Below are 15,012 nucleotides of genomic sequence, written 5' to 3'. Positions count from 1 at the left end.
TTCAGCGCCGCCGGCTCGCGGGCCTGGGATCGGCGCTGAAGGCGGCGACGGAGGCCCGCTCTTCATAGCGCAGTTCGACGCGCTCGCGCCGCGCCGGCAGGCCGGGCTCGGCGATGCGGTCCACCAGCAGCCGGGCCAGGCGCCGCGCCGCGTCCGCCATGTCGATGGTCAGCACCGACACCGCGGGCTCATGGTCGCGGGCGAAGGCGGTATCGCCGATGGCGACGATGGAGACGTCCTGCGGCATGCGAAGCCCGCGCGACGCCACCGCGCGCAGTGCGCTGTTGAGCATGTGCGTGCCCTGCACGATCAGCGCCGTCGGCCGCGCGGGACGCGCCAGCAGTTCGACGATCTCGTCGAAGGCGGAGGCCGTCACGCTCTGCGCCTGCACGATCAGGTCGGGCACCGGCAGGCCCGCGGCGGCATAGGCCGCCCTGTAGCCCTGGATGCGCCGGCGAACAGGCCGCGTCTCGCCTTGCCACAGCACCAGCGCGACGTCGCGGTGGCCCAGCGCCATGAGCCGCTCCACCGCCGCACGCACGCCGGCCGCATGGTCGATGACGACGCTGTCGTGCGCACCCGGCAGTTCGCGGTCGAAGACCACGGCCGGCATGGGCAGCGTCCGCAGCGCCTCAACGAGTTCGGGGCTGCGCTCGTTGCCGGGCGCCAGGACCACGCCGTCCATGCCGCGCTGCATGAACATGGACAGCGTGCGCAGTTCGCGCTCCAGGTCGTTGGCCCCGTTGGCCAGCAGCGGCAGGTAGCCGAGCGCGAGGAACTCGTCCTCCAGCGCCCGGAAGACCTGCGCATACAGCGGGTTGCCGATGTCCGGCAGCAGGCAACCCACCGTGCGGCTGAGCCGGGAGCGCAGGGCCTGCGCCGCATGGTTGGGCCGCCAGCCCAGGGTGGCGGCGGCCCGCTCGACCTTCTCGCGCGTCGCCGCCGAGGCGCCCGCGCCGTTCATCGCACGCGAGGCACTGCCCAGCGATACCCCGGCCAGCCGCGCCACGTCGCGCAGGTCCACGCGTCCCTTGTCTGCCTTCATCCGGATACGTTTCCAGTCCACACCATGGCTGCATCTTAGGTGACAGCAGTCGAGGGTTAGCGCTAGGCCGGAAACGTTTCCAATTCGGCACGATGCAGCCTTTCCGAAGCGTTGCAGACAGCCCAAGGAGACCTCGCACATGTCCTCATCCGCCCCCGCCATCCAGCCCGATGCCCAGCTCTACGACGAGGCGCTGGGCCGGCTCCGCCCCTCGTCCGGCCGACTGGCAGGGCGCCGCATCCTGGTGGTGGGCGCCGGCCAGCGCGACATCGACGATCCGCAGCCGCCCGTGGGCAACGGCCGCGCCATCTCGCAGCTGTTCGCGCATGAAGGCGCCACGCTCAGCTGCGTGGACATCAACCCCGCCGCGCTCGCGCAGACCTGCGCGCTGGTGCGCGAGGCCGGCGGCACCGCGCATGAAGAGGTGGCCGACGTGGCGGATGCCGAGGCCATCCCCGGCGTGGTGGAGCGCGCCACCGCCCGCATGCAGGGCCTGGACGGGCTGGTGATGGTGGTGGGCGTGGCCAGTGGCCTGTCGCTCGATGCGCAGTCGGCCCAGGCGTGGGATGCGGAGCATGCGGTCAACGTGCGCGCCTGCATGCTCTTCGGCCAGCAGGCGTTGCGGCACATGGCGCCGGGCGGCTCGATCATCCTGCTCTCGTCCATCGCGGCGCTGCGCAACTCCAGCTTCAATCCCGCCTACGAGACCACCAAGGCCGCGCAGGTGTCGCTGTCGCGGTCCATCGCGATGGCGGGCCAGGCCAAGGGCATCCGCTGCAACAGCCTGCTGCCGGGCCTCATGGACACGCCCATCGGTCGCGCCGCCACGCGCCGCCGCACCGACCGGCTGGCCATGCCGCTGCCCTTCGGCCGCCAGGGCACGGGCTGGGAGGTGGCGCATGCCGCACTCTTCCTCATGTCGAACGAATCGTCCTACGTGAACGCGCACGCGCTGGTGGTCGACGGCGGGCTGATCGGCGGCATCTCGCGCAAGTGACGGCGTGCCCCAGGACTCCACCATGGCACGCATTCCCTACTTCGATCTGGCCCAGGCGCCCGAAGGCTTCCAGCGCCTGTTGAGCGACCGGCCGCCCCTCAACATCTACCGCATGGTGGCGCACGGCGGCCCGACGGGCGAGGGCTTCCTCGGCCTGGGCAGCGCAATCCTGCGTCGCTCCTCGCTGCCGGCCCCGCTGCGTGAGCTGGTGATCCTGCGCGTGGGCGCCCTGTGCGGCTCGGCGTACGAGGTGTTCCAGCACCGGCGCGTGGCCGCGCAGGCCGGCGTGCCGGCCACGCAGATCGAGGCCGTGCTCTCGGGCACGGACGGCGAGGCGCCCGCCGAGGCCTTCGACCCGCTGGCGCAGCAGGTGCTGCGCTTCACCGACGCGGTGGTCCGGCAGGTGAAGGCGCCCGCCGACTGCTTCGATGCGCTGTCGGCCCAGCTGCCGCACCAGCAGCTGATGGAGATCGTCATGACCATCGGCTACTACATGCTCGTGTGCCGCGTGCTCGAGAACTTCGAGGTCGACATCGAAGACAAGGACCCGCTGGCTGGCTTCTCGCAGTGGTCGGGCGTGCTCGGCACGCAAGCCGCAGGGGCCGCCAACACCGCACAAGGAGACAAGTCATGACCCTGAACCGCCGCCATTTCTCGCTCGCCCTCGGTGCCCTCGGCGTGGCGCCGCTGGCCCGTGCCCAGGCCTATCCCCAGGGGCCCATCACGCTCGTCGTGCCCTTCAGCGCCGGCAGCGTGGTCGACCAGCAGGCCCGCGTCATCGCACGCGTGCTCGCCAGCCGGCTGGGCCAGCCCATCGTCATCGACAACCGCGCGGGCGTGAGCGGCTCACTGGGCGCCGAGGTCGTGGCCCGCGCCGCGCCGGACGGCTACACCCTGCTCATCGGCACGCAAGGCACCCAGGGCACCAACAGCGCCATCTACAAGACCATCCGTTATGACCCGGTGAAGGACTTCGTCGCCATCCACGGGCTGTCGGGCAATGCGACGGTGCTGGTGGTCAACCCCACGCTCAAGATCCAGTCCGTGGCCGAGCTGGTGGCCTACGGCAAGGCCAACCCGGGCAAGCTCAACTTCGGCTCGGGCGGCAAGGGCACCTCAGGCCACCTCTGCCTGGAGCTGCTGCAAAACCGCACCGGCGCGCGCTTCACGCATGTGCCCTACAAGTCCAGCTCCACCGCCCTGGTGGACCTGGTGGCCGGCAACCTGGACGCGATGTTCGACTTCGTGCAGACCTCGGGCCCGCAGATCCGCAGTGGCAAGCTGCGACCCCTGGCCGTGACGCGCAGCCCGCGCATGCCCAGCCTGCCGGACGTGCCGACGATGGCCGAGGCCGGCTTTCCGGGCATCGAGTCCCAGAGCTGGGGCGGACTTTTCGCGCCCGCCAGGACGCCGGCCGCCATCGTGCAGCGCCTCTCCGACGCGGTGGACGAGACCTTGAAGACGCCCGAGGTGCGGCGCACGCTCGAATCGGTGGAGAGCTTCACCATCGACATGCCCCATGCGCAGTTCCAGGCCTACGTGGCCGCCGAGGCCGCGCGGTGGGAAGGCGTGCTGCGCGACGCCGGGATCACGCCCGAATGAGCCGCCTTCGCGTGGCGGCGGTCACCGGTGCCGGCAGCGGCATCGGCCGCGAACTGGCACTGGCCTGTGCGCGCGAGGGCATGGCCCTGGCGCTGACCGACATCGAGGCCACGGCGCTTGCCGAGACCGCGGCACTGGCCGGCGCGCTCGGCGTGCCCGTCATCAGTCAGGTGGGCGACGTGGGCCGCGAGCAGGACGTCGAGGCCTTCGCCCAGGCCTGCGAGGCCGAATACGGCGGCGTGGACTGGCTGTTCAACAACGCCGGCGTGGCCGTGCTCGGCCCGGCTTGGCTGGCGACGGCGGACGACTGGCAGTGGCTGTGGCATGTCAACGTGATGGGCGTGGCCCATGGCGTGCGCTGCTTCGTGCCGCGCATGCTGGCCCGCGGCACGCGCGCGCATGTGGTCAACACGGCCTCGGCCGCCGGGCTCGCCACGCTGGCGGGCTCGGGCGTCTACGCGGCCACCAAGCATGCAGTGGTGGCGTTCAGCGAATGCCTGGCGCACGACCTGCTGCAGGCCGGCGCGCCCATCGGCGTGTCGGTGCTGTGCCCCTCGCTGCTGCCCACCGGCATCCACCAGTCGGGCCGCAACCGGCCCGCCGGTCTCGATCGCACCGTTCCCCCGGCCGCGGCCTACGAGGAGCGGGTGCGGGTCGGCATGGCGGCCTCGCCCATCGGTGCAGCGGAGGTGGCGGCGCTCACGCTCGAGGCCATCCATCAGCAGCGCTTCTACGTGATTCCGCATGCCCACACCGGCGCGTCCGTCGAGCGCCGCATGCATCGCATCCTCGACGACTTCCGCGCCCAGCATCCGCCCACGGCGGAAGGCGGGCCGACCGCTCAACCTTGAAGGAACCCCTGATGACGACCACCCCCGACACCGAACTGGCGCGCCTGGCTGCCCAGGTCGCGCAACTGCAGGCCCGGCTCGACCGGCAGGACGACCTGGACGCCATCCGCGCCCTGCGCAACCGTTACCACGAACTGGTCAACGAGGACGAGGGCCCGCGCCTGTACGAACTCTTCGCGCCCGAGGCCACGGTGGTCTACAACGGCCGGCCGGAGGTGCGGGGCCGCGAGGCGATCCGCCGCTTCTTCCAGGACTTTCCGGTGCAGCATGCGCGGCAGTTCATCCACCAGCACGAGATCGAGCTGCAGGGCGACCGCGGCACCGGTCGCAGCTACATGGATGGCCGCCCCGTCAGCCAGGGCAAGAGCCTGTACGTGGTCGGTCGCTTCGACGACGAATACATCCGCCTCGACGGGCGCTGGCTCTTCCAGCGCGTGGTGCTGACGGTGCACTACATGATCGAGGCCGCCGAGCACTGGGAACACCTGCTGCCCGTGCAGAAGAAGAAGGAGGCCGCCCAATGAGCCTGCCCGCGCTCTTCGACCTGAGCGGCCGCACGGTCGTGGTGACCGGTGCCGCCAGCGGCCTGGGCCTGGCCATCGCCGAGGCCATGCTGCAGGCCGGCGCACGCACGGTGATGACGGACGTGGACGCCGACGCGCTCGCCACCGAGCACCAGCGCCTGCTGGCCGCGCATCCGCTGGCCGAGTCGACCGTGCTCGACGTCACCGCGCCCGGCGCGGTCGATGCGCTGATCGACGATGCCGCCGCGCGGCATGGCGCGCTGGACTGCGTGTTCGCCAACGCGGGCATCAGCGCGGGCCGCGGCTTCATGGTCGACACCGGCCGCCTGGAGAACCTGGACATGGCCAACTGGGACCGTGTGCTGCGCATCAACCTCGACAGCGTGCTGGTGACCGTGCGTGCCGCCGCCCGTCACATGAAGCCGCGCGGGCAAGGCCGCATCGTGGTCACCTCGTCCATCGCCGGGCTGCGCTCGGAGGCGCTGTCGGGCTATGCCTATGTGGCCTCCAAGGCGGCGGTGAACAACCTGGTGAGGCAGGCCGCGATGGAGCTGGCGCCCTTCAACGTGCTGGTCAACGCCATCGCGCCCGGCCCCTTTTCGACCGGCATCAATGGTGGCCGGCTGCGCCTGCCCGAATCGGTCGAGCGCATGCGCACCTACATCCCGCTGGGCCGCGTGGCCGACCCGCGCGAGATCCAGGGCCTGGCCCTGTTGCTGGCCTCGCCGGCCTCCAGCTACATGACGGGCGCCATCATCCCGGTGGACGGCGGCGCCTCGGCGCGGTGAAGGTCCGCATCACGCCTCGCAGGCCCGCGGGCGCACGGGCACCGACGCCTGCGCGACGCGCTCACCGCGGTGTCAGCAAGGCCAGCAGCACGTTGGCCACCGCCACCGTGGCCAATCGCAACTCGTGCAGCGGCACGCGCTCGTCGGCCCGGTGGCCGTTGGCCTCGATCAGGCTCTTGGGGCCGGCACCGAACATCACGGTCGGGATGCCGGCCTCGGCATAGAGCCGCGCATCGGTGTAGAGCGGCACGCCGATGGGCGTGACCGGCTGGCCCATCACCGCGCTGGCCTCGCGGCAGACCAGTTCCACGAAGGCTTCGCTGCCGGGCGCCGGCGCGAAGGGCCGCGCCAGCAGGATCTGCCGCACCTCCGCGCGGATGCCGGGCAGCGCTGCGCAGGCCCCTTCGATCACCTCGCGCAACTCGGCCTCGACCTGCTCGGGTACTTCCTCGGGAACGATGCGGCGGTCGATGCGCAGCGTCAGCCGGTCGGCCACCACGTTGGTGTTGATGCCGCCTTCGATCAGCCCGACGACCAGGGTGGGATGCGTGATGCCCGGCGTGGCCGACGGCCGCCGTGCCAGGCCGTCGCGGTAGCGGTAGAGCGCGGGCAGCAGATGGGCGGCGGCCTCGATGGCGTCGTGGCCGGTGTCGGGCCGCGCCGCATGGGCCGACAGGCCATGCAGCGTCACTTCGAGATGCAGGCAGCCGTTGTGGGCCACCACGACGTGGTGGCTGAAGGCGGCCGACAGCACGTAGTCGGGCCGGCTGAGCCCCTGCGACAGCAGCCAGCCGGGGCCGGTCATGCCGCCGGTTTCCTCGTCGTAGGTCAGGTGCAGCTCCACGCTGCCGGCCAGCGGCAGGCCGGCCGCATGGGCGGCGCGCAGTGCGCGCAGGGCCTGGCCGTAGGTGGTGAAGTCGGACTTGGACACGGCCGCACCGCGGCCGTAGAGCCAGCCGCCCTGCACCTCGCCGCCGTAGGGATCGGTGCTCCAGCCGGCCCCGGGGGGCACCACGTCGCCGTGTGCATTGAGGCCCACCACCGGGCCGTCACCGAAGCGCTCACGCACGATCAGGTTGACCACGCTGCGCATGCCATGGCGCGCGGCCTCTTCGGCGGGCACAGGGTGGCGTTCGACGGTGAAGCCCTGCGCCTCGTACAGGCGGGCGGCCAGCTCTGCATGGGGTGCGCAGTCGCCGGGCGGGTTGTCGGAAGGGCAGCGCACCAGCGCCGAAAGCATGTCGACCTGCTCGTCGAAGTGGTCGTCGATGAAGCCGCGCATCAGCGTGCGGGCGGCCTCGGGCGTGAGGGTCGGCTCGGTCATTCGAGAGAAGGTCAGAAGCGGTCGATGCGAAAGGGCGTGAGGTCCATCCCGGCATCGCCATGCACCAGCAGGTCGGTCACCAGCTTGCCGGCGATGGGCGCCAGCGTGTAGCCGTTGGAGGTCACGGCGTTGTAGAAGCCCGGCACGCCGGGCACTTCGCCCAGGAGCGGCGCGCCGTCGATGTTGACGTTCATGCCCGCCCAGCAGCGCACCATGTGCAGGCCCGCCACCGCCGGCAGCACATGTCGCGCGACCCACAGGCTGCCTTCGAGGCTGTCGCGCACCGCGCGGTTGAGGCGCATGGCCGGATCGAAGGCGGCCGTCCAGCCGCCCCCGATGAGCAGGCCGCCACTGGCCGCCTGCTTGAGGCTGAGGTGCCGGTCGGCGTGGGCGATCAGGTGGTCCACCAGGGGCGGCGCGGGCTCGGTCACGATCATCTGGAGCGGCGCGCCCTGCACCGGGATGCGCACGCCCAGCATCTCGCCCACCGCGCTCGACCAGGCCCCGCTGGCGTTGACCAGCCGGCGCGCCCGCACGGTGCCGCGCGAGGTGGCAAGCACGAAGCCGGCACCGTCGCCCGGCAACCGCTCGATGGACTGCACGTTGCAGCCGCGCACGAAGCGCGCCCCCTGCGCCTGGGCCCGGGTGGCCAGCGCATAGGTGGCGCGCAGCGGGTTGATCTTGCCTTCCATAGGGCACAGCTCGGCGCCCAGCAGGCCCTCGGACAGGGCCGGTGACAGGCGCCGCAGCTCGGTGCCGTCGATCACATGGGCCTCGATGCCATGCTGGCGTTCCAGCGCGGCCTTGGCCTCGATGAAGCGCATGCCGGCCTCGCTGTCGGCCACCATCAGGCCGCCGGTGATCTTGATCTCCAGGTCCTCGCCGCAGTCCTGCTCGATCTGCTGCCACAGCCGCACCGACAGCGGCCCCAGCGGCAGCGTGGCCGCAGCGGGCCCGCCTCCGGCCTGGGCCTTGGCGCCGAAGTCGAAGCTCAGCAGCTGCACATGCAGGCTGCCGGCGTTGGCGCCTGAGGCCTGCAGGTTGAGCTCGTCGCGGTCAAGCACCAGCACGTCCTGGCCGGCCTGCGACAGGTAGTAGGCGAGCGAGGAACCGAGCACGCCTGCGCCGATGACGACCACGTCGGCCTGCATGTCGGGCAGCGGCGCCGTCTCCACGGGCCGGGCCAGGTTGGGCGTGATGGCCGGCTTGTGGCCGCCCCATTCGGGCTTCTCGAAACCCAATGCCCCGGCCGGCACCGGCTTGGCCGGGGGGCGCGGTGCCAGGTACTGCTCGGGCGCCACGGCGCGGCCGGTCATCTCGGTCACCAGTCTGGCGGCGGTCACGGCGCAGTAGCGGCCCTGGCAGCGGCCCATGCCGAGCCGGGTGTTGCGCTTGATGGCGGCCAGCGAGTCGCGGCCGGCGCGGATCTGCGCACGCACGTCGCCGAAGCGGATCTCCTCACAGCGGCACAGCACCGTGTCGTCGGGCAACGCGGCCAGAGAGAGGGGAGGGGCCTGGTAGAGCGTCCACAGGGCGCGCTGGAAGGCCTCGGCGCGGTGCAGGTCGGTGACCGTGCGCGCGTCGGCAGCCACGGTGCGGCCCAGGGCGCGTGCCACGGCGGCACCGGCCAGCGTGCCGCGGGCCAGCGCCACCCGCGCACCGCCCAGGTCGGCACCGTCGCCCACCACGTACACGCCGGGCACGGACGTGGCGCCATCCTCGGCCGTCGTCGTGGCCAGGTGGCCCAGATGCCGGCCGGCCGCGTGGTGCGCGCAGCCCAGCATGCGGGCCAGCTCGGTGGACGGGATGAAGCCGTAGCCGAGGCACAGGGTGTCCACGTCGAAGGCAGTGGTCTGCGATGGCACGGCGTGCCCGGCGACCATCACGCGGCGCACCCGCTCCTCGCCCTCGGCGGCCACCACATGCCGGCCCCACAGCACGGGCACGCCGGCACGGCGCAGCAGCCGCAGGTAGCGGGCGCCCTGCCACACGAGGTCGGGTGCCGCGCGCATCGCCGCGAGGGCGGGCTTGATCTGCGCGGCGGACGGCGCGGGGGCCGACTCCACCACCGCCATCACCCGGGCACCGCCCTGGAGCAGTTCCACCGCCAGCTGCAGGTTGAGCGGGCCGTTGCCGGCGATCAGCACCCGCTCGCCCGGCGCGACGCGGTAGGCGCGCGCCAGGGTCTGGGCCGCGCCGGTGGTCATCACGCCGGGCAGCGTCCAACCGGGAAAGGGCACCGGCCGCTCGTATGCGCCGGGCGCGATCACCAGCTGTCGGCAGCGCACCACCGTCGACCGGTCGTCGATCAGCGCCCCGACTTCCTGCGGCGAGAAGGCTGCCCACACCTGCGCGCCCTGCGCGAAGCGAACGCCAGCCGCCTCGGCCGCGTGTCGCAGAGCGTCGCCCTGGGCGAACTGGCGGTCGAGCGGCACATCGCTGCGATGCGAAGGCGCGAGCGGCTTGAAGTATTGGCCGCCCGGCTGCGGCCGCTCGTCGAGCACGAGCACGGACAGGCCCGTGGACGCGGCCGTGCGGGCCGCCGCGAGGCCTGCGGGACCGGCGCCGATCACCAGCAGGTCGACCGTGCGCTCATCGGGCGCCACGCCCGCCGGCGGGGTGAGCGGACGCAGCGGGTCTTCGGGCGTGCCCGCCGGCATCTGCGACCGGATGTCCTGGCCTTCCTCCACCTTGGTCAGGCAGGCGCGCTGGCTCGCGCGGCCGTCGATGGTGACCAGGCAGTCCTGGCAGGCGCCCATGCCGCAATAGAGGCCGCGGCGTTCGCCGCTGCGCGTGTGGCGCAGGGCGACATGGCCGGCGGCCGTCAGCGCCGCGGCCACCGTCTCGCCCGCAATGGCCGCCACAGGCTGCCCGTCGTAATGAAAGCGGATGGCGCGGCCGGCCGTGCCGATGGCGGGGTGGCGAAGTCGAAGGTCGGTCATCGGCGGAAAAACGGCAGCTGCGAAATCGTGTTGATTTCACATATCGTATACGTATACTGCACGTATACCAATCGTATCGCGACCCTTTTTCGAGCAAGGACCGGGCATGACAGCGTTCCGTGGCACCTATACGGTGCTCATCACCCCTCTCACCGCCGACGGCAAGCATGTGGACGTGCCGGCCTTGAAGAAGCTGGTGAACTGGCAGATCGAGCAGGGGATCCACGGGCTGATCCCGCTGGGCAGCACCGGCGAATTCCTGTCGCTGGACGCCGAGGAACGCAATCTGGTGATCGAGACCTGCGTGTCGACGGCAGCAAAACGCGTGCCCGTGCTGATCGGCACCGGCGCGGAATGGACCGACGAATGCGTGCGCCTGTCGCGCGAGGCCCAGACCATGGGTGCGGACGGCGTCATGATCATTCCGCCCTTCTACAGCACGCCCACCGACGACGAGCTGTTCGAGCACTACCGCAAGGTGGGCGAGGCCATCGACATCCCCATCATGGTCTACAACAACCCGGCCACGGCCAATGTGGACCTCAAGCCCGAACTGGTGGCACGCCTGTCGCGCATCGACGCCTGCCAGTACATCAAGGAGTCCACGCTCGAAGTCACCCGGGTGCGGGACATCATCGAGCTGTGCGGCGACCGCATGACGGTGTTCGCCGGCATCCTGGGCTACGAATCCTTCTGGCTCGGCGCGCAAGGCTGGGTGGCCGTGTGCTCCAACCTCATTCCGAAGGACTCGGCACGCCTCTTCGAGCTGGTGGCCGACGAGCGCGACATGGAATCGGCCCTGGCGCTCTACAAGAAGATCCTGCCCATCGTGCGCTGGGTCGGCGGCCACCGCTATGTCGCCGCCTCCAAGGACGGCCTGGCCATGATGGGCCTGCCCGTGGGCCAGCCCCGTGCGCCGCGCCTGCCGCTGCCGCCCCAGGACCGGGCCGACCTGCGCGCCGAGCTCGACCGCCTGGGCCTGCTCGACTCCATCGCCGCCTGAGCACCGCCGCGCCTCACCCCATTCCCTTCACTTCGACCTGCCCCGAGGACTTCCCATGAAACTGCGCTTCGCCACCGTCGCCGCCGCGGCCCTGCTCGCCACCGGCCTCGCCTCTGCCCAGACCTGCAAGTCGCCCGTGCCCGACTCGGCACTGGTGAAGAAGGGCACGCTGACCATGTCGGTCAACCCGACGCTGCCGCCGATGCAGTTCGTGGACCAGACCGGCGCGCTCAAAGGCATGCGCGTGGAGCTGGGCGAAGCCATCGCCAAGCGCCTGTGCCTGACGCCCGAGTACGTGCGCATCGAGTTCTCGGCCATGATCCCGGGCCTGCAGGCCGGCCGCTGGGACCTGATCAACACCGGCATCTTCTACACCGAGGAACGCGCCAAGCTGATGCAGATGCTGCAGTACGAAGACCAGGCCATCAGCATCAGCACCGCCAAGGGCAACCCGCTGAAGATCGCCAAGCCCGAGGACCTGTCGGGCAAGACCATCGGCGTGGAGATCGGCGGCTTCGAGGAGCGCAAGGCACGCGAGCTCGACAAGGCGCTCACCGACAAGGGCCTCAAGGGCATGACCATCCGCACCTTCGAGAACTTCGCCATGGCCTTCCAGTCGCTGCGCGCGGGCCAGGTCGAGGTGGCGCTGTCGATCGACTCCACGGGTGCCGAATACCAGAAGCGCGGCGACTTCGACCGCGTCCTGTCGGGCCTGTTCCCGACGCCCGTGGCGCTGGCCACCAAGAACAAGGAGCTGGCCAATGCCGTGGCCAAGGTGCTCAACGACATGAAGGCCGACGGCAGCTTCCAGAAGCTGTTCGACCAGTACGGCGTGAAGCCGATCGACGGCCCCGTGGTCGTCAAGGGACCGGCGGCCTGACAGGGCAGGACACCCGTCCCGCGCCGGGACGGGCCTGAAGCGCACCCCCCGCAGGGGTGCCATCGAAGCGACACGAAGGACGCCACATGGGCCAAGGCTGGAGCTGGTCGGGATTCGCCGACTACTTGTTCAACCCCTACATCCTCCAGGGCGCGGTGACGACCCTGTGGCTGACGCTGGCCGCCATCGCGGGCGGCCTGCTCCTGGGCTGCGCGCTGGCGCTGGCGCGGCTGTCGCGCCATGGCTGGCTGTCGGCGCCCGCGCACTTCTACATCTGGGTGTTCCGCGGCACGCCGCTGCTGGTGCAGCTCATCATCATCTACACCGGCCTGCCGCAGATGGGCCTGAAGCTGTCGGTGATCGAATCGGCGCTGCTGGGGCTGATCCTCAACGAGGCGGCCTACCTGGCCGAGATCGTGCGCGGTGGCATCCAGTCGATCCCGGCCGGGCAGACCAATGCCGCGCGGGCGATGGGCTTCACGGGGGCGCAGACCATGCGCTACGTCGTGCTGCCGCAGGCCATGCGGCTCATCATCCCGACGCTGGGCAACAGCATCAACGGGCTGCTCAAGACCACCTCCGTCACCTCGGTCATCTCCATGGAAGAGCTGCTGCGCCGCACGCAGGTGCTGATCCAGGAGAAGTTCATGGTGCTGGAGCTGTTCCTGGTCGCGGCCATCTATTACCTGCTCATGACCACGGCCTGGGACCTGCTTCAGCGCCGCATCGAGCGCCACTTCGGCCGCGCCTACGGGCATGGCACCGAGTCCAGGTCGCACGGACCCGTGCCCGGCGAGGCCGCACTCGAGCAGCGCTGAGGTCCACCCCACCATGGCCCACTACGACCTCATCGTCCGCAACGCGGACATCGCCACCGTCGGCGACCGCTACCGTGCCGACATCGGCGTGAAGAATGGGCGGATCACCGCCATCGCGCAGGACCTCGAAGGCAGCGCCGCCCGCGAGCTCGATGCCGCCGGTCGCCTGGTCACGCCGGGTGGCGTGGACGGGCACTGCCACTTCGACCAGCCCACCAGCGACGGCTCGAAGTTCGCCGACGACTTCGAGACCGGCACCCGCTCCGCCGCCTGCGGCGGCACCACCACCGTGCTGCCCTTCGCGCTGCAGCAGCGCGGCCACAGCATCCAGGCGGCGGTGGACGACTACCACCGCCGTGCCGAAGGCAAGGCCTGCATCGACTACGCCTTCCACCTCATCGTGGCCGACGCCACCAAGGACGTGACGCAGCGCGAGCTGCCGCAGCTGATCGAGAAGGGCTACACCTCCTTCAAGATCTACATGACCTACGACGACCTGAAGCTGGGCGACCGCCAGATCATCGAGGTGCTGGCCACGGCCCGCCGCCATGGTGCGATGACCATGATCCATGCGGAAAACAGCGACTGCATCGCCTGGCTCACCGAACAGCTGCTCGACGCCGGCCTCACCGCGCCGCGCTACCACGCGGCCTCGCGGCCCATGGCCGTGGAGCGCGAAGCCACGCACCGCGCCATCGCCCTAGCGGAACTGATCGACACGCCCATCCTGATCGTGCACGTATCTGGCCGCGAGGCGGTGGAGCAGATCCACTGGGCGCGGGGGCGGGGCCTGCCGATCCATGCGGAGACCTGCCCGCAGTACCTGTTCCTGAGCGCCGAGGACCTGGGCATCGACGAGAACGACCCGATGCACGGCGCCCGCTGCATCTGCAGCCCGCCGCCGCGCGACAAGGCCAACCAGCAGTTCATCTGGAACGGCCTTTCCAGCGGGCTGTTCACCATCGTCTCGTCCGACCATGCGCCCTTCAACATGAACGGGCCCGACGGCAAGCGCGTGGCGGGAGACGATGCGTCCTTCGACCGCATACCCAACGGCATCCCGGGCGTGGAGACGCGCCTGCCACTGCTGATGAGCGAAGGCGTGATGGCTGGGCGCATCGACATCCATCGCTTCGTGGAGCTGACCTCCACCAACCCGGCACGGCTGTACGGCCTGTACCCGCGCAAGGGCACCATCGCCGTGGGCGGCGATGCGGACCTCGTCATCTGGGACCAGTTCGCGCCCGGCGAGGAGCGCACGATCCGCAACGACATGCTCCACCACGCGGCCGACTACACGCCCTACGAAGGCATGAAGCTGCGCGCCTGGCCCGCAACCACCGTCTCGCGGGGCCGTCTGGTGTGGCACGACGGCCGCTTCGATGCCGCGCCGGGCTCGGGCCTGTTCCTGCCCTGCCTGCGGCCACGCGCGCCGCGCGACGGCAATCCACTCGAGAAGTGGCTCTGACCGTCCATTCCGTCCCTGTGTCGGCCTGCTAAGCTTTTGACCTTCGCGCCACGTCGTTCCGCATGCCCACCCTGCCCAGCCCCGCCCAGCCGGCCACCATCACGATCACGCCGCTCGAGGTGCGTTCGACCAGCCTGGCCGAGCAGGCCTACGACCGGCTGCGCATGCTCATCCTCGACCGCAAGATCTCCGGCGGCAGCCCGCTGCAGGAAGGCCGGCTGGCCGAAGAGCTGGGCATCTCCCGCACCCCCATGCGCGAGGCCCTGGTGCGCCTGGCTGGCGAGGGCCTGCTGGTGCGGCGCGACGCGCGCTCATATGCAGTGCGGGCTTTGGGCACCAAGGAATATTTCGACTGCATGCGCGCGCGCGAGGTGATCGAGGGCGAGGCCATTGCGCTGGCGGCACCGCGTATCTCCAACGAGGAACTCGATGCGCTCGAGGCCGAGGTGCGCGCCCTGGACGAGGGCGAGCACGACGAGACGGCGCACTGGCATTTCGACGACAAGCTGCACCTCTTCCTGGCCGGGGCCAGCGGCAACGTGGTGTTCCCGCGGCTGGTGGAAGAGCTGCGGGTGAATGCGCGGCTCTTCCGCCTGCACAGCCCGCTGCATCGGCAGCGCGAGAACCACGACGAGCATGGCCGCATCCTGGAGGCGCTGCGCAGCCGCGACGCCGACCGCGCGCGCGAGGCGATGCGCGCGCACCTGCGCAGCCTGCAGGAAGACGTGCGCCGCGCGATCCTCGACTGAGTGAGCAAACCGGCCCGTCGG

At 70.8% G+C, this 15,012-nt stretch carries 14 protein-coding genes; 11 read left to right on the top strand and 3 right to left on the bottom strand.

Annotated elements, in window-relative coordinates; genetic code table 11:
- Position 1: 1 nt before the first annotated feature.
- Positions 2-1,045, bottom strand: coding sequence for a substrate-binding domain-containing protein (locus tag BXA03_RS09155; RefSeq protein WP_076506413.1), 1,044 nt, complete (start codon positions 1,043-1,045; stop codon positions 2-4).
- 139 nt (positions 1,046-1,184) lie between these two features.
- Here BXA03_RS09155 and BXA03_RS09150 point away from each other — a divergent pair, with 139 nt between their 5' ends.
- Genes BXA03_RS09150 through BXA03_RS09125 form a run of 6 tightly spaced genes read left to right on the top strand, consistent with a single transcriptional unit; the run spans position 1,185 to position 5,807 of the window.
- On the top strand, positions 1,185-2,042 hold the full coding sequence (locus tag BXA03_RS09150; protein ID WP_076506410.1) for an SDR family NAD(P)-dependent oxidoreductase: 858 nt from the start codon (positions 1,185-1,187) through the stop codon (positions 2,040-2,042).
- 22 nt (positions 2,043-2,064) lie between these two features.
- Positions 2,065-2,676, top strand: a complete 612-nt coding sequence (locus tag BXA03_RS09145; RefSeq protein ID WP_076506407.1) for a carboxymuconolactone decarboxylase family protein — start codon at positions 2,065-2,067, stop codon at positions 2,674-2,676.
- Entirely contained in the window at positions 2,673-3,644 is a 972-nt protein-coding gene (locus BXA03_RS09140) for a Bug family tripartite tricarboxylate transporter substrate binding protein (protein WP_076506404.1), read from the top strand. Before BXA03_RS09145 ends, BXA03_RS09140 begins: the two co-directional genes overlap by 4 nt.
- Positions 3,641-4,495 carry an SDR family NAD(P)-dependent oxidoreductase gene (locus BXA03_RS09135; protein ID WP_076506401.1) on the top strand — a complete coding sequence of 285 codons (855 nt, stop codon included), beginning with the start codon at positions 3,641-3,643 and terminating at the stop codon, positions 4,493-4,495. Before BXA03_RS09140 ends, BXA03_RS09135 begins: the two co-directional genes overlap by 4 nt.
- 11 nt (positions 4,496-4,506) lie before the next feature.
- Positions 4,507-5,019, top strand: a complete 513-nt coding sequence (locus BXA03_RS09130) for a nuclear transport factor 2 family protein (protein ID WP_076506399.1) — start codon at positions 4,507-4,509, stop codon at positions 5,017-5,019.
- A complete protein-coding gene (locus BXA03_RS09125; protein ID WP_076506396.1) occupies positions 5,016-5,807 on the top strand; it encodes an SDR family NAD(P)-dependent oxidoreductase in 792 nt (263 codons plus the stop codon). Before BXA03_RS09130 ends, BXA03_RS09125 begins: the two co-directional genes overlap by 4 nt.
- Positions 5,808-5,868: 61 nt before the next feature.
- Here the strand turns inward: BXA03_RS09125 and BXA03_RS09120 are convergent, their stop codons facing one another.
- Together BXA03_RS09120 and BXA03_RS09115 are read right to left on the bottom strand one after the other, a co-directional pair.
- Positions 5,869-7,131: a M20/M25/M40 family metallo-hydrolase gene (locus tag BXA03_RS09120; protein ID WP_076506393.1), complete on the bottom strand. Its 1,263-nt coding sequence runs from the start codon at positions 7,129-7,131 to the stop codon at positions 5,869-5,871.
- A gap of 11 nt (positions 7,132-7,142) precedes the next feature.
- Positions 7,143-10,073, bottom strand: a complete 2,931-nt coding sequence (locus BXA03_RS09115; RefSeq protein ID WP_076506390.1) for an FAD-dependent oxidoreductase — start codon at positions 10,071-10,073, stop codon at positions 7,143-7,145.
- A gap of 106 nt (positions 10,074-10,179) precedes the next feature.
- Between BXA03_RS09115 and BXA03_RS09110 the strand changes: the two genes are divergently transcribed.
- The 5 genes from BXA03_RS09110 to BXA03_RS09090 all read left to right on the top strand — a co-directional run bounded on the left by BXA03_RS09110 (position 10,180) and on the right by BXA03_RS09090 (position 14,991).
- On the top strand, positions 10,180-11,076 hold the full coding sequence (locus BXA03_RS09110) for a dihydrodipicolinate synthase family protein (protein ID WP_076506384.1): 897 nt from the start codon (positions 10,180-10,182) through the stop codon (positions 11,074-11,076).
- A gap of 55 nt (positions 11,077-11,131) precedes the next feature.
- The gene (locus BXA03_RS09105; RefSeq protein ID WP_076506383.1) at positions 11,132-11,956 is read left to right on the top strand and encodes an ABC transporter substrate-binding protein; all 825 of its coding nucleotides are present in this window, start codon (positions 11,132-11,134) and stop codon (positions 11,954-11,956) included.
- A gap of 86 nt (positions 11,957-12,042) precedes the next feature.
- On the top strand, positions 12,043-12,774 hold the full coding sequence (locus BXA03_RS09100; RefSeq protein ID WP_076506382.1) for an amino acid ABC transporter permease: 732 nt from the start codon (positions 12,043-12,045) through the stop codon (positions 12,772-12,774).
- 13 nt (positions 12,775-12,787) lie between these two features.
- Positions 12,788-14,242, top strand: a complete 1,455-nt coding sequence (gene hydA / locus BXA03_RS09095; RefSeq protein ID WP_076506379.1) for a dihydropyrimidinase — start codon at positions 12,788-12,790, stop codon at positions 14,240-14,242.
- Between the two features lie 62 nt (positions 14,243-14,304).
- Positions 14,305-14,991: a GntR family transcriptional regulator gene (locus BXA03_RS09090; protein WP_076506377.1), complete on the top strand. Its 687-nt coding sequence runs from the start codon at positions 14,305-14,307 to the stop codon at positions 14,989-14,991.
- Positions 14,992-15,012 lie beyond the last annotated feature (21 nt).

Origin of the sequence: Pseudacidovorax sp. RU35E (assembly GCF_900156165.1) — a bacterium.
In the GTDB taxonomy this organism is placed as follows: domain Bacteria; phylum Pseudomonadota; class Gammaproteobacteria; order Burkholderiales; family Burkholderiaceae_C; genus Xenophilus.
Note: the sequence above shows the minus strand (reverse complement) of the source record. Positions and strands in the feature narration are given on the sequence as shown.

Excerpts from the sequence above, each read along its gene's own strand:
- BXA03_RS09155 (WP_076506413.1), bottom strand. The coding sequence starts at position 1,045 with ATGAAGGCAGACAAGGGACGCGTGGACCTGCGCGACGTGGCGCGGCTG.
- BXA03_RS09150 (WP_076506410.1), top strand. The coding sequence starts at position 1,185 with ATGTCCTCATCCGCCCCCGCCATCCAGCCCGATGCCCAGCTCTACGAC.
- BXA03_RS09145 (WP_076506407.1), top strand. The coding sequence starts at position 2,065 with ATGGCACGCATTCCCTACTTCGATCTGGCCCAGGCGCCCGAAGGCTTC.
- BXA03_RS09140 (WP_076506404.1), top strand. The coding sequence starts at position 2,673 with ATGACCCTGAACCGCCGCCATTTCTCGCTCGCCCTCGGTGCCCTCGGC.
- BXA03_RS09135 (WP_076506401.1), top strand. The coding sequence starts at position 3,641 with ATGAGCCGCCTTCGCGTGGCGGCGGTCACCGGTGCCGGCAGCGGCATC.
- BXA03_RS09130 (WP_076506399.1), top strand. The coding sequence starts at position 4,507 with ATGACGACCACCCCCGACACCGAACTGGCGCGCCTGGCTGCCCAGGTC.
- BXA03_RS09125 (WP_076506396.1), top strand. The coding sequence starts at position 5,016 with ATGAGCCTGCCCGCGCTCTTCGACCTGAGCGGCCGCACGGTCGTGGTG.
- BXA03_RS09120 (WP_076506393.1), bottom strand. The coding sequence starts at position 7,131 with ATGACCGAGCCGACCCTCACGCCCGAGGCCGCCCGCACGCTGATGCGC.
- BXA03_RS09115 (WP_076506390.1), bottom strand. The coding sequence starts at position 10,073 with ATGACCGACCTTCGACTTCGCCACCCCGCCATCGGCACGGCCGGCCGC.
- BXA03_RS09110 (WP_076506384.1), top strand. The coding sequence starts at position 10,180 with ATGACAGCGTTCCGTGGCACCTATACGGTGCTCATCACCCCTCTCACC.
- BXA03_RS09105 (WP_076506383.1), top strand. The coding sequence starts at position 11,132 with ATGAAACTGCGCTTCGCCACCGTCGCCGCCGCGGCCCTGCTCGCCACC.
- BXA03_RS09100 (WP_076506382.1), top strand. The coding sequence starts at position 12,043 with ATGGGCCAAGGCTGGAGCTGGTCGGGATTCGCCGACTACTTGTTCAAC.
- hydA (WP_076506379.1), top strand. The coding sequence starts at position 12,788 with ATGGCCCACTACGACCTCATCGTCCGCAACGCGGACATCGCCACCGTC.
- BXA03_RS09090 (WP_076506377.1), top strand. The coding sequence starts at position 14,305 with ATGCCCACCCTGCCCAGCCCCGCCCAGCCGGCCACCATCACGATCACG.